A 21,628-nucleotide genomic window follows, 5' to 3' on the forward strand; every position below is an offset into this window, starting at 1 on the left:
TCAGGATCGCTGGGAGCCCCGTTTCAAAACAGTCTGAGCATAGGACTCCAGCACAGAGTTCATGCGGGTTTGATACCCTTTACCGGTTGCCTTGTAGGCCTCAACGACCGACTTCTTCACCCGCAACGTAATCTGCTGCGTTCCCTCGGGTTCGACATAGGTCGCATTCTGCCAGAAGGTTTCGTCAAGCTCGGGAATATCGCTATAGTCTATGTCATCATCTGACAATGCGGCGAGCTGCTCAAGGGTCAACTCTTTTTCGTACTTCTTCGTCATAGCGCCTCCTTTCTCGGCGATTGGCTGGACGGGCAGAAATCAATCTCGTCTTTCCTGCGCGGTCGGTATGGATGACAGCCAACACCACAAGGCCGTCAATCTGACCAATCGAGTGGTATCGCGTCTCCGCATAGTCATTCCGATCATCGACCCAAGTTAGAACCGGTCCGTCAAATATTCGAACCGCAAGCGAGAAGCCTATGCCGTGCTTTTCCAGATTGAGTGTGTTCTTTTCCTTATCCCATTCAAACATGCGCAACCTTGGAACTACAATTGTAACTACTTTATCAAAAAATGCTATGGATGATCTGTGTCGCAGGATGCGCTCTTGAGCACGCAAAAGCAAAGGATTAAGGTACTGAACGTTCCCTTTTTGTTTCTGAGCCATGGCCGCTTCACTTTCTACCTATGATCCCGGTTTCTGCCGAGACTGTCTGGCTGGCCAGCCGGAGGGGATAAGGCGTTGCCGTATGTGTGGTAGCCCTCGCCTTGTCCACCATGACGAACTCTATGACCTCCCCATTGCCCATATCGATTGCGATGCGTTTTATGCATCGGTGGAAAAGCGCGACAATCCGGAGCTTGCAGACAAGCCGCTGATCATCGGTGGCGGCAAGCGGGGTGTGGTTTCGACGGCATGTTACATCGCCCGTATTCATGGTGTTCGCTCCGCCATGCCGATGTTCAAGGCGCTGGAGGCCTGTCCGCAGGCTGTGGTGATCAAGCCCGATATGGAGAAATATGTGAAGGTCGGGCGCGAAATCCGCGCGATGATGCAGGATTTGACACCGCTGGTTCAGCCGATCTCCATCGATGAGGCGTTTCTCGATCTGTCCGGCACAGAGCGGCTGCATCATGACCCGCCTGCCCGCGTGCTTGCCAGCTTTGCCCGGCGGGTGGAAAAGGAAATCGGCATTACCGTTTCCGTTGGGCTTTCCTACTGCAAATTTCTGGCAAAGGTCGCCTCCGACCTGCAAAAGCCACGCGGGTTTTCCGTCATCGGCGAGAAGGAGGCGATGGCCTTTCTCGGCAACCGCCCTGTCACGACGATCTGGGGGGTGGGGAAAGCCTTTGCAGCAACGCTGGAGGCCGATGGCATCCGCATGATTTCACAGTTGCAGGAGATGCAGGAGAGCGACCTGATGCGCCGTTACGGCTCCATGGGCCAGCGCCTGTTTCGGCTTTCGCGCGGCATAGACGACCGGGATGTCCACACCAATGATCCTGCCAAAAGCGTGTCTTCCGAGACGACCTTCTTCAACGATATGTCGCGCCATGACGACCTGGTGCCGATCCTGCGCTCGCTCTCTGAGAAGGTGGCGTGGCGGCTGAAGAAGAACATGGTTGCGGGTCACACCGTCGTTTTGAAAATGAAGACGGCGGATTTCAAATCTCGCACCCGCAACAAGCGGCTGGAAGACCCGACGCAGCTAGCCGACAGGATATTTCGCACCGGCCTCTCGCTGCTGGAAAAAGAAACAGATGGCACGAAATTCCGGTTGATCGGTATCGGGGTGACGGACCTCTGCAATGCAGATCTCGCCGATCCGCCAGACCTTGTCGATAGAAATGCCGGACGACGCGCCGCCGCAGAGGCTGCCATGGACAAGCTGCGCGACAAGTTCGGCAAGGGCACGGTCGAGACCGGCTACACCTTCGGCACCAAAAAATAAGCGTCGTACACGGCGTCGTGAACTTTATTTAAAAGTTTCCTTAAATCCCAACGGCTATTGTTGTGAGACTTGCCCTTAAGGCTCCCGTGCCCGCCGTTTTTGGTGGCATGTTTTGTATTGCGTTGGAGTGAACATGATGTTGCGTGCGTTTGTGGGAGCCTGTCTCCTCTCGACTTCCGTTCTGGTACAATCAGCCCTTGCCGGCGATGTGCGCAGCTTGCAGATCATCGTTTCAAAAAACGAGCAGACACTCAGCCTCTACGAGGACGGCGCTTTGATCTCGACCTCGCAAGTCTCCACGGGCAAGTCAGGCCATGAGACGCCGAGCGGAATTTTCTCCATTCTGGACAAGAAGAAATATCACGAATCCAACATCTACTCGGCCGCTCCCATGCCGTTCATGCAGCGCCTCACATGGTCAGGCATAGCGCTTCATGAGGGGCGCGTGCCGAACTATCCGGCTTCGCACGGCTGTATCCGCCTGCCTACAAAATTTGCAAAATCGCTGTACGGCATGACGGCGCGTGGGGTGCACGTCATTGTTTCCAATGCGGATGTCGCCCCTCGCGCCATCGACCACCCTGCCCTTTTGCAGCCCAGGAACAAAGCTCAGGAAGGGCTGATGTTATCAGACGTCGAACTTCGCCCGGCCAATTTCGACGCGTCGCTGAAGCTGGTGGAGGTTGCCGTCAACCAGACGACAAGTGCGGTCAAGCCGGCGGCTGTGCGGGAAGCGGAAGGCTCTCCTCTGCGCATCCTCATCACCCGTCGTGGTGACCGGGAGAAGATCATGGATGTGCAGAATTTGCTGACGACGATTGGCTTCGACGCAGGTGTGCCGGATGGCTATGCCGGGCAGATGACGGTCAATGCCATCAATGGCTTCAAGCGCTGGAAAGACCTCAAGACCACCGGCCCGCTTTTGACGGATGTTTTCATCGATGCACTCTACGCGTCCGCTGGCGCAGAGGCGGCACCAAACGGACAGATCATGGTTCGGCAGGATTTCAAGCCGCTGTTTGAAGCGCCGATCCACATCAAGGACCCCCATGTCGCGCTCGGCACCCATTTCTTCGAGGTTATCGACGTGGACCGGAAAAGCGGCAAGGCGCAGTGGAATGGGCTGACGCTGGAAAACCACCTGCCAGCGGGTGCTAAAAAGCGTCTTGGCATCGATGAAGAGAATGCGCCGGGCACATCCGATCAGCTGCGTGCTGTTCTGGACCGCATCGATATACCGGCACCTGTTCGACAGCAGCTGGAGGCATCGCTTTCAACGGGCAGTTCCATCACCGTATCCGATCTCAGCCACGGGCTGGAAACCGGACAGGGAACGGACTTCATCACCATCACCCGCGACTGACGGATTGAGACCCGGCCTGCCAATTCAGAGTTTCTGGAACGAAGTCTGAAAAATGGCGTTGAACTGGCATCACATCCTGCGTGGGAGCCAGCAAATGAACATCAAATATGTAGCGGCAGCAATTCTGGGATTGGCCTGTATCTCGGCAGCCGAGGCACCGCAAAATTACAGGGTCTATGCCGGGCCGGACGTAACGAGCGACCCAATCATCCTGGAAGTTTATGACCGGGCGCTGGCGAACTGCACCTATGAGGCCAGCACACCAACGCGTGGCACAGTCTACACCGCCTCCTACATCTACAACGCAGCGCTCAGAGCATGCCTGTCACGCCATGGCTTCAGCGATCGCGGCAGCAATGCCTATCCGACCAACAGCCTGTTCTAGAACTGGTTGTCCCGAAACTAGATTAGCTCGACATCGATAACGCCTGCGGCGGATCGGAAGGCTGCGCCGATTTCGGGCGAAATACGATATTTGCCCGGAAGTTCGACTTCGATCTCTCGCTGGCCGTCGTCTTTGATGACAACGAAATAAACCGCACCATCCCCCCTGTTGAGGTGAGGAACCAGTGTCTTCAGCGGGCTGGAATCGCGGATGAAAACGCGTAGCGCCTTTTGCATTTGGACGGATTTCTCCTCCAGCGACTGCGCGGTCTGGATGCGAAGGCCGATCCCTTCCGGTCGCTCTTCCGCCTGCACGGTGACAACAAGCGATTTGCCGACCTCCAGCAGATCACGGTACTGCGCAAGGCCTTCAGAAAACAGCACGGCCTCGTACTGGCCGGACGCATCCGAGAAAGTGACGATGCCCATCTTGTTGCCGGTTCTGGTCTTACGCTCCTGTTTGCCGGTGACGGTGCCAGCCAGACGGCCAGCAGTCGCACCCTGTTTTACGGCTGCGGTAAAATCGGCAATGTTCTGAACACGCAGCTTATCGAGAACGGCGCGGTAGGTATCCAGCGGATGGGCGGTGAGATAGAAGCCGAGCACCTGATATTCACGCAGCAGCTTTTCCGATGCCAGCCACGGTTGGTAGGCAGGAAGCACGAGCTTTTCCGGGCCGCTTGCGCCACCTGAGCCGAACATGTCGTGCTGACCGCTGACCCGGCGGCTCTGCGCCAGTTGCGCATAACCGATGATGCGATCCAGCCCGCCGATCAATTCGGCGCGATCCTTGCCGAAGCAATCGAAGGCACCGGCATTGATGAGGCTTTCGAGAACACGGCGGTTGATCTGTTTCGGATCGATCCGGAGGCAGAAATCCTCAAGGCTGGCGAAAGGTGTTTCGCCGCGCGCTTCCACGATGTGATCGACCGCGCCTTCGCCAACACCCTTTAGCGCGGCAAGCGAGTAATAGATGCGGTTTTCGCCCGGCTCGAAACGGCGGTGGGACGTCTGCACCGAAGGCGCGACGATTTCGATGCCCATCCGGCCCGCATCCTGGCGGAAATCGTTGACCTTTTCGGTGTTAGCCATATCCAGCGTCATCGACGCCGCCAGGAATTCGACCGGGAAATGCGCCTTCATATAGGCAGTCTGATACGACACGATGGCATAGGCGGCGGCGTGGGATTTGTTGAAGCCGTAGTTCGCAAACTTCGCCAGCAGATCGAAAATCGTATTGGATTGCGCTTTCGACACGTCGTTGCGCATCGCGCCTTCCACGAAACGTTCGCGCTGCTGGTCCATTTCCTCCTTGATCTTCTTACCCATGGCGCGGCGCAGAAGATCGGCTTCGCCGAGCGAATAGCCAGACAGAACCTGGGCGATCTGCATCACCTGTTCCTGATAAACAATAACGCCCTGCGTTTCCTTCAGCAGGTGATCGATGGTCGCATGGATCGACTCGATCTCTTCTTCGCCGTGTTTACGGGCGTTGTAGACGGGGATATTTTCCATCGGACCCGGACGATACAGCGCGACGAGCGCAATGATGTCCTCGATGCAGTCCGGGCGCATGCCGATCAGCGCCTTGCGCATGCCGGCACTTTCCACCTGAAACACGCCGATGGTTTCGCCGCGCGACAGCATCTCGTAGGTCTTCACATCCTCCAGCGGAATGGCCGCCAGATCGACAGCGACGCCGCGCCTTGCGACGAAATCCACCGCCACTTTCAAAACCGTCAGCGTCTTCAGGCCGAGAAAGTCGAACTTCACCAGACCGGCACTTTCAACCCATTTCATGTTGAACTGGGTGACCGGCATGTCCGAGCGCGGATCGCGGTACATCGGCACCAGCTTTGACAGTGGGCGGTCACCGATGACGATACCGGCGGCGTGGGTGGACGCGTGGCGATAGAGACCTTCGATCTTCTGGGCGATATCGAGAAGGCGCGCGACGACCGGCTCCTTGTCGGCCTCTTCCTGAAAACGCGGCTCTTCCTCGATGGCCTTGGACAGCGTCGTCGGGTTGGCCGGATTGTTCGGCACCAGCTTACAGATGCGGTCCACCTGCCCATAGGGCATTTCCAGCACGCGCCCGACGTCGCGCAACGCTGCACGGGCCTGCAACGAACCGAAGGTGATGATCTGGGCCACCTGCTCACGGCCATATTTCTTCTGGACGTAACGGATCACCTCTTCGCGGCGATCCTGACAGAAGTCGATATCGAAGTCGGGCATCGAGACGCGTTCCGGATTGAGAAAGCGTTCGAACAGCAGCGAGAAGCGCAGCGGGTCGACGTCGGTGATCGTCAGCGCATAGGCGACGAGCGAACCCGCACCGGAACCACGGCCCGGGCCAACCGGGATATCCTGGTTCTTCGCCCATTTGATGAAGTCGGCAACGATGAGGAAGTAGCCGGGAAACTTCATGCGCTCGATAACGCCGAGCTCGAAGTCCAGCCGGTCGCGATATTCCTGTTCGGTATAGCCCGGCGCCATTCCGAGTGCTGCCAGCCGTTGATCCAGACCCTCAACGGCTTGTCTGCGCAGTTCCTGCCCCTCGGCACGGTCGGCTTCATCGGGGTCTTCACTCGCACCGGTGAAGCGCGGCAGGATAGGACCGCGTTTTTTCAGCACATAGGAGCAGCGTTGGGCAATCTCGATGGTGTTTTCCAACGCTTCCGGAAGGTCGGCAAACAGCGCCATCATCTCTTCGCGGCTTTTGAGATAGTGGTCGGGCGTCAGGCGGAAACGGCTGTCATCGGAGACGATGGCGTTGTGAGCGACAGCCATCAACGCATCATGGGCATCGTAATCCGCGCGCGTCGGGAAGAACGCCTCGTTGGTGGCGACAAGCGGGACATCATGTTCATAGGCCAAAGTCACCATGCGACGCTCATGCACACGATCAAAATTGCCCTGACGTTGCAGCTCGATATAAAGCCGGTCGCCGAACAGTTCCTTCAGGGCCACAAGCCGTCTGGTCGCCTGAGCCGTATGACCCTCTTTGAGAGGCATATCGATCGGACCACCCGATGCACCGCTGAGAACGATCAGGCCAGCATTATCGCCCTCCTCCAGCCATGCCTTGGTGATGCAGACAGACGGCCCGGTGGTATCACCATCCAGATAGGCACGGCTGATCAGGTCGACCAGACGCTCGTAACCTTGCGCATTGGCAGCCAGCACCACAATCGCCGGCAGCTTCGCCAGATTGTTATGCCCCCGCTTGTCATCGGTGGCATCCTGCATGTCGATGGACATCTGGCAGCCGATGATAGGCTGCAAGCCTTCGTCTCGCGCCTTTTCGGAAAACTCCAGCGCGACGAACAGATTGTTGGTATCGGTAATTGCAATGGCGGGCTGACCGTCAGAAACGGCCTTCGCCATGATTTTCTTCAAGGGCAACGCACCCTCGAGAAGAGAATAGGCAGAGTGCACACGCAGGTGAACAAAGCCGGGCGTTTTCAGGTCTGTACCGGCGGTCCCGCCGCTCACTAAAATCTCGCCCATCAACCGCCATCCCGTCATTCTGAATCAGCGGGATTTTCGGATTTCCTGACGGCAATGTCCACTGCCCGCAGGTAGCTTTACACGTCATTTCATTTATGAAACGACGCTGACATATCACATAGAAGTGAGGATTACCGAGAAGCTGGTAACAAAAACAGCGATGGAAGCGAAGGCAGCAATGTCACGGATGATGTCGGTCATTTGTCTCTCCATACTCGTTATGTTCTAACTTTGTTCTCATTTCGTTTCGTTGTCAACTGCTTATTTCGGGGTCTCGTCTTGTCAACGCGTGCGGAGTCGCGGCGGTTACGCATGCGATTCGCGGCAAGCTGTTGAGTCCAAATGACAAAACCCCGCGCAGCAAATGCTGCACGGGGCTTGTTGAATCTTAGGGTATGGACTGTGAGGGCCTGTAAGCCCGCAGATCAGAACTCGACGATCTTGCCTTCGCTCAGAGTGACGCGGCGGTCCATGCGGGCTGCGAGGTCGTGGTTATGGGTGGCGATCAAGGCTGCAAGCCCGGACTGGCGTACCAAGGCCTCGAGTGCTCCGAACACATAGGACGCCGTCTCCGGGTCGAGATTGCCCGTCGGCTCGTCGGCCAGCAGCAACAGCGGTGCATTGGCCACGGCGCGTGCGATAGCGACGCGCTGCTGCTCACCACCGGATAGCTCGGACGGACGATGATCACCGCGGTGACCGATGCGCATATAGTCCAACAGGGCCGCTGCTCGCTCGCTTGCTTCCGCGTGGGGCAGACCGGCAATCAACTGCGGCATCATGATGTTTTCGAGCGCGGTGAACTCCGGCAGCAGATGGTGGAACTGGTAGACGAAGCCGATATCGCTGCCACGGATCGACGTGCGCTCCTCGTCAGACAGATCACCGCAGGAACGACCGTTGATGAACACCTCGCCAGCATCTGGATGCTCCAGCAGACCCGCCAGATGCAGCAGCGTGGATTTACCGGTGCCAGAGGGTGCGACAAGCGCGACGATTTCGCCGCTTCTCAATTCAAGATCGGCATTTTTCAAAATGGAAAGGCTGGTTTCGCCCTGACCGTAGGTCCGTTCCACGCCGGAAAGCCGCAACGCTATTTTCTTTGCCATGGTGTGAAGCAGTCCTTATTCGTAACGCAGGGCTTGCACAGGATCGAGCTTGGAAGCCCGCCATGCCGGAAAGATCGTCGCAATGAAAGACAGGGTCAGCGCCATGGCAACGACGGTCAGCGTTTCGCTCAGCTGCATTTCCGCTGGAAGCTGGCTGAGGAAATAGAGCTGGGGATCGAACAGAACCGTGCCTGAAATCCATGAAAAGAACTGCCGGATCGATTCGACATTCAGACAGACGAGAACCCCAAGTCCGACGCCCGCAAAGGTGCCTACCATGCCGATGGCAGCACCCGTCATGAAGAAGATGCGCATGATGGAGCCGCCACTGGCACCCATGGTGCGCAGAATGGCGATATCGCTGCCCTTGTCCTTCACCAGCATGATGAGGCCCGAGATAATGTTGAGCGCCGCCACCAACACGATCAGCGTCAGGATCATGAACATGACGTTGCGCTCCACCTGCAAGGCGGAAAAGAAGGTCTGATTTCGCTGTCGCCAGTCGGTGATATAGATCTGCCGCTCGGCTGCCGCTTCCACCAGAGGCCTGATGCCATCCACATTATCAGGGTGGGTAACGAACAGCTCGATGGACTGAACGATGCCTTCCTGATTGAAATAAAGCTGCGCTTCAGAAAGCGGCATGTAGATCATCGAGGCATCATATTCCGACATGCCGATCTCGAAAACGCCCGAGATCGTATAGGATTTGACGCGTGGATTGACGCCCATCGGCGTCACGTCACCTTCCGGTGATATCAGCGTAATCTGATCACCTGCAGTCACGCCCAGCTGGGATGCCAGGCGCGAACCGACAAGAACGCCCTGCCCCGACATGAAGCCGACGAGATCGCCCACCTTGATATTGCCGGAGACTTCCTTGATCTTCTCGATGTCTTCGGCACGAACGCCGCGCACCAGAGCACCGCTGCCCGCACCGCCACGACCGGACGCAAGCGTCTGGCCCTCGACCAGTGGCAGCGCCATGGTAACGCCGGGAACGCCCGCGAATCTCTTCGCCAGAACGTCATAGTCCTTGAGCGGAGAATCGATCGGCTGAACGATCATGTGGCCGTTGATGCCGAGAATGCGGGAAATCAGCTCCGTACGGAAACCGTTCATTACGGCCATCACGATAATCAGCGTCGCCACGCCGAGCATGATGCCGACGAAGGAGAAACCAGCGATGACGGAAATGAACGCTTCCTTGCGGCGCGAACGCAGGTAGCGCCAGGCCACCATGCGTTCGAAGGCCGAAAATGGTCGGGCGGACCTACCCTTTACGGATGAGCCTGCACCGTTATCAGCCTCGGCTTTTGCCATGTCGTCTCCCTATTGGCTCTTCAGCCAAGCACTCTGTTCATTGCCGCTTCGATGGTCACGGTTTCGCGCGCACCGGTTTTGCGGTTCTTGACCTCGACTTCACCGGCAGCAACGCTGCGTGGACCAACGATGATCTGCACCGGCACGCCAATGAGATCAGCCGTTGCGAATTTCTGGCCCGCACGGTCGTCCGTGTCGTCGTAAAGAACATCCTTGCCGGCGTTCGACAGCGAGTAATACAGCTTTTCACAAGCCGCATCACAGGCAGCGTCGCCAGCCTTCATGTTGATGATGACAACGTCGAAAGGCGCAACCGAGTCCGGCCAGATGATTCCGTTCTCATCATGCGATGCTTCAATGATGGCGGGAACAAGGCGTGTGGGGCCAATGCCATAGGAACCCATGTGGACAAGGTGTTCCTTGCCATCAGGTCCCTGAACCTTGGCACCCATCGGCTCGGAATATTTCGTGCCGAAATAGAAGATGTGGCCAACTTCGATACCACGTGCAGACAGGCGCTCACCCTCGGGGATCGCGTCGAATGCCGCTTCATCATGCATTTCGGATGTGGCGGCGTAGTCCGTCGTCCACTCATCGAAAATGCCCTGAAGACCAGCGACGTCATCGAAATCAGTGTCATCAGAGGGAATGCCGCGATCCAGGAAGCTCTTGTGGCAGAACACTTCAGACTCACCGGTATCCGCCAGAATAATGAATTCGTGGCTGTGATTGCCGCCGATCGGGCCGGTATCGGCGCGCATGGGAATGGCCCGCAGACCGAGGCGCGAGAAGGTGCGCAGGTAAGCGGTGAACATCTTGTTATAGGAATGGATCGCGTCTTCCTTCGTCAGGTCGAAGGAATAGGCATCCTTCATCAGGAATTCGCGCGAGCGCATGGTGCCGAAACGGGGGCGAACCTCGTCACGGAACTTGAGCTGAATGTGATAGAGGTTCAGCGGCAGGCTCTTGTAGGACTTAACATAGGAACGGAAGATGTCGGTGATCATCTCCTCATTGGTCGGACCATAGAGCATCTGGCGGTCCTGACGGTCCTTGATGCGCAGCATTTCCTTGCCGTAATCATCGTAGCGACCGCTTTCCTGCCAAAGCTCGGCTGTCTGAAGCGTCGGCATCAGAAGCTCGATGGCACCGGAACGATCCTGCTCTTCGCGAACGATCTTGTTGACCTTATCCAACACGCGCTTGCCCAGCGGCAACCAGGAATAAATGCCCTGGCTCTGCTGACGCACCATGCCTGCACGCAGCATGAGGCGATGCGAGACGATTTCCGCTTCCTTGGGATTTTCCTTGAGGATGGGCAAAAAGTAACGGCTAAGACGCATGGTGGTTTCCATTCTGTGGCGAAACACCGATTTTACACGGGAATCGCCGGAATAAAGGGACATTTCCGCCGTACATAGCGGTTTCCGCATCAGAAAGAAACCCGCCCTCAAACGCGTTGCCGTGTTGATACCAACTATGCGCCAGCGATTCTTTTCAGGCCCGAATTCTGGTGTCACGGAGGACCCATCGCCATGCCTCACGTCAGGTACAATTGTGCTTCATGGCGCTTCTGCGGCGAATTTGTGAGACGACTTTCGCCCCTGAACGGTTACAGGAGGAATATTATTGCCGCTAAGGTGCGACATATCGCTTCAGGAGGAATTTTCTGCCGACTGTAACAAATATGCAAAAAATCTGATGACAACTGCCTATGATTGAGCTAGTTTTGGCTTACAAAAGAGGCAGGAAGTTTAAATTCTTGTCATTTTCGCGGTCAGTCTTGGGAGGATGAGATCTTAGGCGCGCTTAGGCGCAGCCCCGGTAACGGTTACAGATCACGCGAAACTAAAGAACAAGGCTGAAACGCCTTGTTTTTTTTTGCTTTCAGTTACCCCAGCCCAAACCGCGAAGAAGATTTTGGCTTAATCACGGCAGTCAACTTGCGGACGTATCGGTAACGACGGTGCGCTTCCCTCTATGGCCTGCCCAGATGACATCTGGATGACAGACTCAATCGTAAACCGGAACGATGCGCGGCAGATCATCCATGGTGAAGCCAAAATACCACGTTGCCAGATACCATACGCCACAGATGAGCAGTGAGATCAGCGTTGTCAGCAACACCATTTTACCACCGCTGAAATGCGAAGGCGCACTGGCAACGGTTCCAAGCGCCACATTTCCATCCTCGGATTGCGTGCGAAGACCAATCGGCAGAACGATGAACAGCACCGTCCACCAGACGATGAAAAAGACGGCAAAAGCCGAAAGCCACGGCATATTTCAAAACCTCCCATAGTATCGTCGTGAAAGCGCCAAGCGCCTGGGCCGACTCAGACCTGTTCAATCTCTATCAGAGTACCGAAGAAGTCTTTCGGATGGAGAAAAATCACTGGTTTGCCATGCGCGCCGGTTTTCGGCTCGCCATTCCCCAGCACCCTCGCCCCCTGTTGCTTCAAGTGGTCGCGTGCAAGGATGATGTCGTCCACTTCGTAGCAGATGTGATGCATGCCACCGGAAGGGTTCTTCTCCAGAAAGGCGGCAATTGATGAACCTTCACCGAGCGGTTCCAACAGTTCCACCTTGGTGTTGGGCAGCTCGACAAAAACGACTGTCACGCCATGCTCCGGCAAAGCCTGCGGCTGAGAGACAGCAGCACCCAGGGTATCGCGGTAGGTTGCGACTGCCGCTGTCAGATTTGGCACCGCAAGTGCCACGTGGTTGATACGTCCGAGCATGCCTTCCTCCCAAAAACGGCGGTCGAAGCGCCCCGCGCCTCGACCCGCATATTCGACGTTACACCTTCGTCACGAAGACAGTCACGATAGGCTTCTTGCCCCAGACCTGATTGGCCGTGGCACGGACGGCGCGGCGGATGGATTCCCGGACGACGTTTAAATCCTTGCGACGAGCGCGTGGAATGCTTTCGACGGCGCTGAGCACGGCGTCATAAAGCGTGTCTTCCATGGCTTCGCCCTCGTCGTCAAACTCCGGCAGACCGAAGGGCACGACATCGGGATCGCCCTGGAAATCGAACCGGCTGTCCAACAACACATTGATCGAAACGTGCCCTGCAAATGACAGCTTGCGGCGGTCGCCGATGCCCATTTCCTCGAAATCACCCACGAGGCGACCATCCTTGAAGACGCGGCCATGCGGCGCGTCATCAATGACCTCAGCTGGGCCGGGTGCCAGGCGCAGAATGTTGCCGTTGCGAACCTTCGGAACCTGCCCGATACCAGCCTGCTCGGCGAGTAGCTTTTGCGCTACCAGATGCGCGGCTTCGCCGTGAACAGGCACGAGGATCTGCGGCTTTACCCACTCGTACATCTGCAAAAGCTCGTTGCGGCGCGGGTGGCCCGACACGTGAACGAGTGCTTCATTATCGGTAATGATATTGATGCCCTGCTCGATCAGGCCGTTCTTGATGTCCTGAATGGCCTTTTCATTGCCGGGGATAGCACGGGATGAAAACACGACCGTATCGCCGGATGCGAGCGCGACATTGCGCATCTCATCACGCGACAGTTTGGCCAGTGCCGCCCGCGACTCGCCCTGCGAGCCGGTAAGGATGACGACAACCTTGTTGCGGGGAATGTAGCCATATTCGTCTTCAGCCAGAAACGGCTTGATGCCTTCCATGATGCCGAGATCCTGCGACACATTGACCACGCGCTTCAAGGAACTGCCAAGCAACAGAACCTCGCGGCCTGCGCGTTCGGCAGCCTGCGCAATGGAGCGAATGCGCCCGACATTGGAGGAGAATGTGGTGATGGCCACACGTCCCTCGGCATTTTCGATGATCTGGCGAAGACCTTCGGACACCTGTTCCTCAGACGGAGAGACACCATCGCGCAGCGCATTGGTGCTGTCGCACATCATCGCCAGCACGCCCTCTTCGCCGACGGCGCGGAAACGGGCTTCATCGGTGAAGGGTCCAAGCGACGGTGCGTGGTCGATCTTCCAGTCGCCCGTATGCACGGCATTGCCGAGCGGGGTGCGGATGACGAGCGACATGGGTTCGGGAATCGAGTGATTGACGCCGATGGCTTCGATCTCGAACGGGCCAACATTGATGCGATCGCCAGCCTTGAACGGGGTGATCGGAATTTCGGCGCGCGTGCCTTCATAATTGCGCTTGGCTTCCAGCATGCCGGCGGTGAAGCCGGACGCGTAGACCGGTACTTTCAGGCTTGGCCAGAGATCATTCAGCGCGCCGTAATGGTCCTCATGCGCGTGGGTGATGATGATGGCTTTGAGGTTGTTGCGTTGCTGTTCGATGAAGTTGATATCTGGCAGCACGAGGTCGATGCCCGGCAAGTCCAGCCCAGCGAAGGTCACGCCGCAATCGACCATGATCCACTCACGTTTGGCCGCAGGGCCGTAGCCGTAGAGCGCCAGGTTCATGCCGATTTCACCAACGCCGCCGAGCGGCAGGAATACGAATTCGTCTTTTGTCGTCATTCTGTGTTTTGTCCAATCATGGTCGCTGCCGCCACACAGTGAAGCGCGCGCGGGTAAAGCGATAAGCACCGGTTTTCATCTTGCGACCCGACACAGCCGATGCGGGGCTGAAAGGGCGTCCTGCATTTACCGAGCAGCAGACATGCTCCAGATTCGAGTGGCGAACGTCGGCGCGTTTAAGCACCGTACGGTTCAGCCGAAAAACACGTCGCCAGCAGCGATGGAGCGCAACGGCCCATCATCCTCTTCCAGCAGCAGGAAACCATTATCATCAATTCCGGCAAAACGCCCGCGAATAGACCGGTCGGGCAGATTGACGGAAATCGGCTCGCCGATACCGCAGGCGGCGGCACGCCACAGACGCACGATCTCAGCCACGCCCTGCCCGCGATTCCATAGGCCAAGAACGAAGGCGGCCTCACGAAACAGATGCGCAAAAAGCTCATCGGGGCCGCAGGATGCGCCATGTTCGCCCAACCGAGTGACCGGATAGGCCGGACTATCAGGCATATGGGCGATGTTGATGCCGATGCCGATGACGAGCGCCGTGCGCCCATCGGCCAGCGTTTCGGCCTCCATGAGGATGCCGCAGGTCTTTTTGCGTCCGATGAGAATATCGTTCGGCCATTTGATTTCCAGCGGTGCGCCGCCATGTGGCAAGACCGCACCAACGGCGCGGTAAACCGCAAGCGCGAAGGCAAGCGGCAAAGCGCCAATGCTTTCCATCGGCGCAGGATCGATCAGGAGAAGAGAGGCGTAAAGATTGCCGGGTTCCGAAACCCAGGGCCTGCCGCGACGGCCACGACCACCGGTCTGCCTGCCAGCCGTGACCCAGAGATTGCCGGGATCCCCTGCTCTGGCACGGCTGAAGCATTCGACATTGGTGGATGACGTTTCCACCAATGCCTCGTGCCGAAAGTCATCCAATGACCTCAGGCCCGTTTTCTGCAAAGTCTCGCTCAAAAGAACGTCTTAGCTGCGGCATCAACCGCGTTGCCGAGTGCACCACCAAAGGCGATGAAGGCGACGACAAAGAGGCCGGACAAAGCGTAAACGATACGCAGTTCGCCGGACGCCTTTTCGAAACCACCGTCCTTGGCATCATCGAACCACATGACCTTGACGATGCGCAGGTAGTAGTAAGCGCCGACGACCGAGGCAATCACACCGATGACGGCAAGCGGGTAGAGCTTGGCCTCAATGGCTGCGAGGAAGACGTAGTACTTGCCGAAGAAACCAGCCAGCGGCGGAATGCCAGCCAGCGAGAACATCATGGCCGTCAGGACCAGCGCCATGAACGGATTGCTGGACGCCAGACCCGAGAGATCGTCAACGCTTTCGACATTGCCGACTTCCTTGCGGCGCATGGCCAAGATGCAGGCGAAGGTACCCAGCGTCATGCCCATGTAAATGGTCATGTAGATCAACACGCCCGAAACGCCAGCCTGTGTTCCCGCCGCCAGACCGACAAGGGCGTAACCCATGTGGCTTATCGAGGAATAGGCCATCAGACGCTTGATGTTCTTCTGGCCGATAGCGGCAAAGGCACCGAGCAGCATGGACGCAATCGAGATGAAAACAACGATCTGCTGCCAGTCGGCAAAGACAGGCTGGAACGCATCGATGACGATACGAACGAAGATCGCCATTGCACCGACCTTGGGAGCAGCAGCAAGGAACGCCGTAACAGTCGTTGGCGCACCTTCATAAACATCGGGCGTCCACATGTGGAACGGCACGGCGGAAATCTTGAACGCGAGGCCGGCGAGCACGAAGACCAGACCGAACACGAGGCCGAGCGAACGGGTCTCGGACGCCAGAACGGTTGCGATTTCGTGGAAACCGGTGTTGCCGGTAAAACCATACACCAGCGACATGCCGTAGAGCAGCATGCCCGACGACAAAGCGCCGAGTACGAAATACTTCAAACCGGCTTCCGTGGAGCGCAGGCTTTCACGGTTGATGGCGCAGATGACGTAGAGCGCCAGCGACTGAAGCTCCAGCGCCATATAAAGCGAAATCAGGTTGTTGGCCGAGATCATCAGAAGAATGCCGAGCGTGGCCAGAACCAGCAGCACCGGATACTCGAAACGACCGATCGGCTCGACACGGCCGTGGCCGACCGACAGGATCATGGCGACGATGGAGCCGATCAGCGCCAGCACCTTCATGAAGTTGCCGAAGGCGTCTGCGACGTAAACGCCGCCAAAGGCCTCGCCGGTCGCAGGTGCAAAGATGATCCAAAGACCGACGACGACCAGAAGAGCCACGGAAAGGCCCATGACCGTATTGGTCGACTTGTCCCCGGAGAAGACCCCAATCATGAGCAGCGCCAGAGCGCCGACCGCAAGGATCAGCTCGGGCGTCGCGATGCGCAGACTGGCAAAAAGAATTTCAGCGGTCATGTCCTACGGGTCCTGTCGTCAGTTCAGAGAAAGCGCAACATTCTGCGCTGCCTGCAATGCGGCCGTATAATTATTGATCAAAAGGTCCACCGATGCTGCCGTAGCATCGAAAACCGGTGCCGGGTAGACGCCGAAGAAAATCGTCAGCGCAACCAGCGGGTAGAGAATGATCTTTTCGCGCGTCGAAAGATCGAGCAGAGACTTCAGGCTTTCCTTTTCCAGCGCACCGAAAATGACGCGGCGATAGAGCCACAGCGCGTAGGAGGCGGAAAGGATGACGCCCGTTGCCGCAAACAGCGCGACCCAGGTGTTGGCGCGGAAGACGCCCACGATCGTCAGGAATTCACCAACGAAACCGGATGTGCCGGGCAGACCGACATTGGCCATGGTGAAGACCATGAAGGCGACGGCATATTTCGGCATGTTGTTGACGAGACCACCATAGGCGGAAATCTCGCGGGTGTGCAGACGGTCATAGACGACGCCGACGCAAAGGAAGAGCGCGCCGGAGACGATGCCGTGCGACAGCATCTGGAAGATCGCACCCTGCACGCCCTGAACATTGGCGGCGAAGATACCCATGGTCACATAGCCCATGTGAGCAACGGACGAGTAAGCAATCAGCTTCTTGATGTCGTCTTGCATCATCGCGACCAGCGAGGTGTAGATGATGGCGATGACGGACAGTGTGAAGACGAAGGGCGCAAAGTAATCCGACGCAATCGGGAACATCGACAGCGAGAAACGGATGAAACCGTAACCGCCGAGCTTCAGCATGACGCCAGCCAGAATGACTGAACCGGCGGTTGGTGCCTGAACGTGGGCGTCAGGCAGCCAGGTGTGAACAGGCCACATCGGCATCTTCACAGCAAAGGCTGCAAAGCAGGCGAGCCACAGCCACGTCTGCATGCCGGCCGGGAAGCCGTGCTTCAGCAGTTCCGTCATGTCAGTCGTGCCAGCCTGCCAATACATCGCCATGATGGCGAGCATCGTCAGAACCGAACCGAGCAACGTGTAGAGGAAGAACTTGTAGGAGGCGTAAACGCGATCCTTGCCGCCCCACACGCCGATGATGATGAACATCGGAATGAGTGTGGCTTCGAAGAAGACGTAGAAGAGAACGGTATCGAGCGCGACGAACACGCCGACCATGACGACTTCCAGGAGAAGGAAGGCGATCATGTATTCCTTGAGGCGCTTCTCGATGGAGTTCCAGCTGGCCAGTACGCAGAATGGCATCAGGAATGTCGTCAGGATGACGAACAGCATAGAGATGCCATCGACGCCGAGATGATAGGCGGCGATCTTGCCGAACCAGGCATGCTTTTCGACCATTTGGAAGCCCGGGTTCGAGTTGTCGAAACCGATCCAGATGAACAGCGACAGCACGAAGGTGAAGACCGTCGTCAGCAGTGATACGTTGAGAATATTGCGGCGTCCAAACGGGCCGTTCTCATTTGTCAGAAGCAAAAGCACCACGCCGACCAGCGGCAGAAAGGTGACCGTTGAAAGAATAGGCCAATCGGTCATCACAGGGCACTCCCGAGCATCATCCAGGTGACAAGCCCGGCAATACCGATCAGCATCGCAAAGGCATAATGATAGAGGTAACCGGATTGCAGACGAACGACGCGGTTGGTCACGTCAGCCACGCGCGCGGCAATACCGTTGGGTCCGTAGTGGTCGATAACCGCCACGTCGCCCTTTTTCCACAGGAAGCGGCCAAGCGCCTTTGCCGAGCGGACGAAGAGGAAATCGTATAGTTCGTCGAAGTACCACTTGTTGAGCAGGAACTGGTAAAGACCACGGTTGGTCTCGGCCAGACGCTTCGGCGTCTCAGGCGACTTGATGTAGAAGTACCAGGCGGTGACGAAACCAAGAGCCATTGCAACGAACGGGCTCCACTTAACCCACAATGGAACGTGGTGGAACTCTTCGAGGATTTCGTTGGACGGAAGCGTAAACAGAGCTCCCTTCCAGAATTCCGCATATTCTTCACCGAAGAAATGGCCCTCGAACATGACGCCTGCCAAAACCGCACCAACGGTGAGAACGAACAGCGGGATCAGCATAACCATCGGCGATTCATGGACATGGTGCATGACATCTGCGGAAGCGCGGGGCTTGCCGAAGAAGGTCATGAATGCCAGGCGCCAGGAGTAGAAGCTGGTGAACAGGGCGGCAATGACCAGAAGCGTGAAGGCAAAACCGGCAACCGCGTTGTGCGAGGCATAGGCGGATTCTATGATCACGTCCTTGGAGAAGAAGCCGGCAAAGCCAATCATCGTGCCCGGAATACCAACGCCTGTCAGCGCCAGCGTACCGACCGTCATCGTCCAGAAGGTGATGGGGATGTGCTTGCGCAGACCGCCCATGTGACGCATGTCCTGCTCACCATCCACGGCGTGAATGACCGAACCGGCGCAAAGGAACAACAGCGCCTTGAAGAAGGCGTGCGTGAAGAGGTGGAACACGGCGGCACCATATGCGCCGACGCCGAGCGCCACGAACATGTAACCGAGCTGCGAACATGTCGAGTAAGCGATGACGCGCTTGATATCGTTCTGCACCAGACCGACGGTAGCGGCAAAGAAGGCGGTGATCGCGCCGACCAGCGTAACCACGGTCAGGGCATCCGGCGATAGTTCAAAGATCGGCGACATGCGGGCAACGAGGAAGACGCCAGCTGTGACCATGGTCGCGGCGTGAATGAGCGCCGACACGGGTGTCGGGCCTTCCATCGCGTCGGGCAGCCATGTGTGCAGCAGGAACTGAGCCGACTTACCCATGGAACCCATGAACAGCAACAGGCAGACGCCGGTCAGCGCATGCGCCTTGTCCAGCTGCATGCCGAACAGGTTGATGACGACATCCGTAGATGCTGCGCCATCGGCAGGCAGATAGGTGCCAGCGGCTGCGAAGATGGTCTCGAAGCTGACCGAACCGAACAGCACGAACAGACCGGAGATGCCGAGGATGAAGCCAAAGTCACCAACGCGGTTGACGATGAAGGCCTTCATGGCGGCAGCAGAAGCGGATGGCTTCTTGTACCAGAAGCCGATCAGCAGATAGGACGCCAGACCCACGCCCTCCCAGCCGAAGAACATCTGCAACAGGTTGTCGGATGTGACCAGCATGAGCATGGCGAAGGTGAAGAGCGACAGATAAGCGAAAAAGCGCGGACGATGCGGATCGTGGTGCATGTACCCGATGGAGTACAGGTGAACCAGAGTCGACACGGTGTTGACCACGACGAACATGACCGCCGTCAGTGTGTCGATACGGAAGGCCCATTCGACATCGATGCCGCCGGACTGGATCCAGCGCAGCACGGTGACCTTGATGACTTCACCCGGTTCGTGGCTGAGAAGCGCCACGTTGATGAACACGACCCATGACAGGATCGCGACGATGATCATCAGGCCAGTGGTGACATATTCCGAGGCTTTGGCACCGATGGAGCGACCGAAAAGGCCAGCGATCAGGAAGCCGATCAGCGGAAGAAAGACGATAGCTTTGTAAATCATAGCCTTATCAGCCCTTCATCATATTGACGTCTTCCACGGCAATCGATCCGCGGTTGCGATAGAAGACAACGAGTATTGCAAGACCGATTGCGGCTTCCGCAGCGGCGACAGTCAGAATGAACAAAGCGAAGACCTGGCCGACGATATCGTTGAGGAACGACGAAAACGCCACCATGTTGAGATTGACCGCAAGCAGGATAAGCTCGATCGACATCAGGATGACGATGACGTTCTTGCGGTTGAGAAAGATACCGAAGATGCCGATCGTCAAGAGGACCGCGCTGACCGTCAGGTAATGGGAAAGACCGATTTCCATAATATTATGTTCCTTGGATCCGTTCGCGCCTTAGATGCCCTGACCCGGCTTGACCTTGACCGTCGTAACAGCGGTCTTCGGATCGCGGGCAACCTGCTTGGAAATGTCCTGCCGCTTGATATCGGTGCGGTGACGCAGGGTCAGCACAATCGCGCCGATCATCGCCACCAGCAGCACCAGACCGGCGAGCTGGAAAAAGTAGATGTAATTCGTGTACAGCACGTCACCGAGTGCCGCCGTATTGGCGCGCTCCGCCGGGTTCGGGATCGGCATGGTGATCGACTTCGCAGCCACCGGGTTCAGCACGCTGCCACCGATGACGATGATGAGTTCAGCGGCCAAAATGATACCGATCAATGCACCGACCGGTGCATATTGCAGCACACCGGAGCGAAGCTCGGCGAAATCGACATCCAGCATCATGACGACGAAGAGGAACAGCACCGCCACAGCGCCGACATAAACCACCAGCAGGATCATGGCGAGGAATTCGGCACCCGTCAGCAGGAAGAGCGCCGCCGCGTTGAAGAAGGTCAGGATGAGGAACAGTACCGAGTGAACGGGGTTCTTCGAAGCGATGACCATAAACGCAGACGCCACGGCGACGAAGGCGAAGATGTAAAAGAATACAGCGTGCAGACCCATGTTGGTGCCTTTTTGTCCTCACCGGACAAACGCGACCCTGAAGCCGCATGCCCGTTTCATTCCCGTCAGCGAAAACCGACAGGCAGTGACTGTTTTACCCACTCCGAAGCAGCGCTCCGAAGGAACCATGCTGCCTTAACGGTAAGGCGCATCCAGAGCAAGGTTGCGAGCGATTTCACGTTCCCAACGGTCGCCATTATCGAGAAGACGCTGCTTGTCGAAATACAGCTCCTCGCGGGTTTCCGTCGCGAATTCGAAGTTCGGACCCTCGACGATGGCATCGACAGGGCATGCTTCCTGGCAGAAGCCGCAATAGATGCACTTTACCATGTCGATATCGTAACGAACCGTGCGGCGCGTGCCATCGTTGCGGCGTGGGCCAGCTTCGATGGTAATGGCCTGGGCAGGACAGATCGCTTCGCACAGCTTGCAGGCGATGCAGCGTTCTTCACCGTTTGGATAACGACGAAGCGCATGCTCACCACGAAAGCGCGGGCTGACCGGACCCTTTTCGAAAGGGTAGTTCACTGTCGCCTTCTGTTTGAAGAAGTGACGCATCGTCAGGAAGAAGGCACCAACGAATTCCTTGAGGAACAGCGAATTGACGGCTTGGGAAAGACTGGCCAT

Annotated in this window: 19 protein-coding genes; 3 read left to right on the forward strand and 16 right to left on the reverse strand. The window is 57.2% G+C overall.

The features are described 5' to 3' along the window. Together DSM25558_RS01835 and DSM25558_RS01840 are read right to left on the reverse strand one after the other, a co-directional pair. Entirely contained in the window at positions 1–276 is a 276-nt protein-coding gene (locus DSM25558_RS01835; protein WP_077101189.1) for a BrnA antitoxin family protein, read from the reverse strand. Continuing rightward, positions 242–664, reverse strand: a complete 423-nt coding sequence (locus DSM25558_RS01840) for a BrnT family toxin (protein WP_244554085.1) — start codon at positions 662–664, stop codon at positions 242–244. The genes DSM25558_RS01835 and DSM25558_RS01840 overlap by 35 nt, the downstream gene beginning before the upstream one ends. Between DSM25558_RS01840 and DSM25558_RS01845 the strand changes: the two genes are divergently transcribed. From DSM25558_RS01845 to DSM25558_RS01855, 3 genes are all read left to right on the forward strand, one after another. Continuing rightward, a complete protein-coding gene (locus DSM25558_RS01845; protein ID WP_077101190.1) occupies positions 663–1,949 on the forward strand; it encodes a DNA polymerase IV in 1,287 nt (428 codons plus the stop codon). The two genes, DSM25558_RS01840 and DSM25558_RS01845, sit on opposite strands and share 2 nt — an antisense overlap. A 133-nt stretch (positions 1,950–2,082) precedes the next feature. Further along, on the forward strand, positions 2,083–3,312 hold the full coding sequence (locus DSM25558_RS01850; RefSeq protein ID WP_077101191.1) for a L,D-transpeptidase family protein: 1,230 nt from the start codon (positions 2,083–2,085) through the stop codon (positions 3,310–3,312). A 94-nt stretch (positions 3,313–3,406) separates the two neighbouring features. Then, the gene (locus tag DSM25558_RS01855) at positions 3,407–3,697 is read left to right on the forward strand and encodes a hypothetical protein (protein ID WP_077101192.1); all 291 of its coding nucleotides are present in this window, start codon (positions 3,407–3,409) and stop codon (positions 3,695–3,697) included. 17 nt (positions 3,698–3,714) lie between these two features. Here the strand turns inward: DSM25558_RS01855 and dnaE are convergent, their stop codons facing one another. The 14 genes from dnaE to nuoI form a co-directional block, all read right to left on the reverse strand. Next, a complete protein-coding gene (gene dnaE / locus DSM25558_RS01860) occupies positions 3,715–7,227 on the reverse strand; it encodes a DNA polymerase III subunit alpha (RefSeq protein ID WP_200800709.1) in 3,513 nt (1,170 codons plus the stop codon). Between the two features lie 407 nt (positions 7,228–7,634). Further along, positions 7,635–8,318: an ABC transporter ATP-binding protein gene (locus tag DSM25558_RS01865; protein WP_077101194.1), complete on the reverse strand. Its 684-nt coding sequence runs from the start codon at positions 8,316–8,318 to the stop codon at positions 7,635–7,637. A 15-nt stretch (positions 8,319–8,333) separates the two neighbouring features. Further along, complete coding sequence (locus tag DSM25558_RS01870) at positions 8,334–9,641, reverse strand: lipoprotein-releasing ABC transporter permease subunit (protein ID WP_077101196.1); 1,308 nt, start codon at positions 9,639–9,641, stop codon at positions 8,334–8,336. A gap of 20 nt (positions 9,642–9,661) precedes the next feature. Continuing rightward, complete coding sequence (gene proS / locus DSM25558_RS01875) at positions 9,662–10,984, reverse strand: proline--tRNA ligase (protein WP_077101489.1); 1,323 nt, start codon at positions 10,982–10,984, stop codon at positions 9,662–9,664. A 670-nt stretch (positions 10,985–11,654) separates the two neighbouring features. Beyond that, positions 11,655–11,924, reverse strand: coding sequence for a DUF1467 family protein (locus DSM25558_RS01880; RefSeq protein WP_077101198.1), 270 nt, complete (start codon positions 11,922–11,924; stop codon positions 11,655–11,657). Positions 11,925–11,977: 53 nt separating this feature from the next. After that, complete coding sequence (gene mce / locus DSM25558_RS01885) at positions 11,978–12,382, reverse strand: methylmalonyl-CoA epimerase (RefSeq protein ID WP_077101200.1); 405 nt, start codon at positions 12,380–12,382, stop codon at positions 11,978–11,980. Between the two features lie 58 nt (positions 12,383–12,440). Then, positions 12,441–14,108: a ribonuclease J gene (locus DSM25558_RS01890; RefSeq protein WP_077101202.1), complete on the reverse strand. Its 1,668-nt coding sequence runs from the start codon at positions 14,106–14,108 to the stop codon at positions 12,441–12,443. A 192-nt stretch (positions 14,109–14,300) separates the two neighbouring features. After that, positions 14,301–15,059, reverse strand: coding sequence for a biotin--[acetyl-CoA-carboxylase] ligase (locus DSM25558_RS01895; RefSeq protein WP_371479344.1), 759 nt, complete (start codon positions 15,057–15,059; stop codon positions 14,301–14,303). Positions 15,060–15,067: 8 nt separating this feature from the next. After that, complete coding sequence (nuoN, locus tag DSM25558_RS01900) at positions 15,068–16,513, reverse strand: NADH-quinone oxidoreductase subunit NuoN (protein WP_077101205.1); 1,446 nt, start codon at positions 16,511–16,513, stop codon at positions 15,068–15,070. A gap of 18 nt (positions 16,514–16,531) precedes the next feature. Next, the gene (locus DSM25558_RS01905; protein WP_077101207.1) at positions 16,532–18,043 is read right to left on the reverse strand and encodes an NADH-quinone oxidoreductase subunit M; all 1,512 of its coding nucleotides are present in this window, start codon (positions 18,041–18,043) and stop codon (positions 16,532–16,534) included. Continuing rightward, positions 18,043–20,040, reverse strand: coding sequence for an NADH-quinone oxidoreductase subunit L (gene nuoL, locus DSM25558_RS01910; protein ID WP_077101209.1), 1,998 nt, complete (start codon positions 20,038–20,040; stop codon positions 18,043–18,045). The genes DSM25558_RS01905 and nuoL overlap by 1 nt, the downstream gene beginning before the upstream one ends. A gap of 7 nt (positions 20,041–20,047) precedes the next feature. Further along, a complete protein-coding gene (gene nuoK, locus DSM25558_RS01915; RefSeq protein ID WP_077101210.1) occupies positions 20,048–20,356 on the reverse strand; it encodes an NADH-quinone oxidoreductase subunit NuoK in 309 nt (102 codons plus the stop codon). A 30-nt stretch (positions 20,357–20,386) separates the two neighbouring features. Further along, a complete protein-coding gene (locus DSM25558_RS01920) occupies positions 20,387–21,001 on the reverse strand; it encodes an NADH-quinone oxidoreductase subunit J (protein WP_077101212.1) in 615 nt (204 codons plus the stop codon). Between the two features lie 135 nt (positions 21,002–21,136). Beyond that, on the reverse strand, positions 21,137–21,628 hold the full coding sequence (nuoI, locus tag DSM25558_RS01925) for an NADH-quinone oxidoreductase subunit NuoI (protein WP_042619657.1): 492 nt from the start codon (positions 21,626–21,628) through the stop codon (positions 21,137–21,139).

It is taken from the genome of Agrobacterium sp. DSM 25558 (assembly GCF_900100825.1).
Lineage (GTDB): Bacteria > Pseudomonadota > Alphaproteobacteria > Rhizobiales > Rhizobiaceae > Agrobacterium.